The sequence below is a fragment of the Actinospica durhamensis genome, from assembly GCF_018139695.1.
Lineage (GTDB): Bacteria > Actinomycetota > Actinomycetes > Streptomycetales > Catenulisporaceae > Actinospica > Actinospica durhamensis.
Genome location: NZ_JAGSOG010000789.1, coordinates 1 through 423, shown reverse-complemented (window position 1 = coordinate 423; position 423 = coordinate 1). Strand labels below are relative to the sequence as shown.

General features: G+C 71.6%; 1 protein-coding gene. It reads right to left on the bottom strand.

What is annotated here, in order from left to right; all coding sequences use genetic code 11:
• On the bottom strand, positions 1 to 423 hold a 423-nt coding region (locus tag KDL01_RS42235; RefSeq protein WP_368861761.1), incomplete at both ends, for an NUDIX hydrolase.

The following is a 423-nucleotide window of genomic DNA, read 5'->3' as shown; positions in this document are numbered from 1 at the left end:
GTCTCGCCCCGCACCAGCGGGTGGCACACCGGCTGGACGTCCTCGGGGAGGTCGTCCGGGCGGCACCAGCGGGCCTCCAGGATCTCGAAGGGGTCCAGGCGCAGCTCGCCGCCGAGCAGGCGGGCCTCGTAGGCTATTTCCAGACGGGTGCGGAAGCCGCTGTTCAGCATGACGAGGCGGCCCGCCTCCACGTCGAGGCCGGTCTCCTCCTTGACCTCGCGCACCACGGTCTGCCGGAAGTCCTCGCCCTTGTGCGCGAAGCCGCTCGGCAGGCCCCACTGCCGGCCCGGCGGCCACATCCGGTGCCGGAGCAGCAGGACCCGGCCCTCGTCGTCGCGCACGACGCCGGTCACACCGACCACGAACTTGGCGTTCAGGAGCCACATGAGACGGCTCTGAACAGGGCGCAGGAGTCGCCAGAGA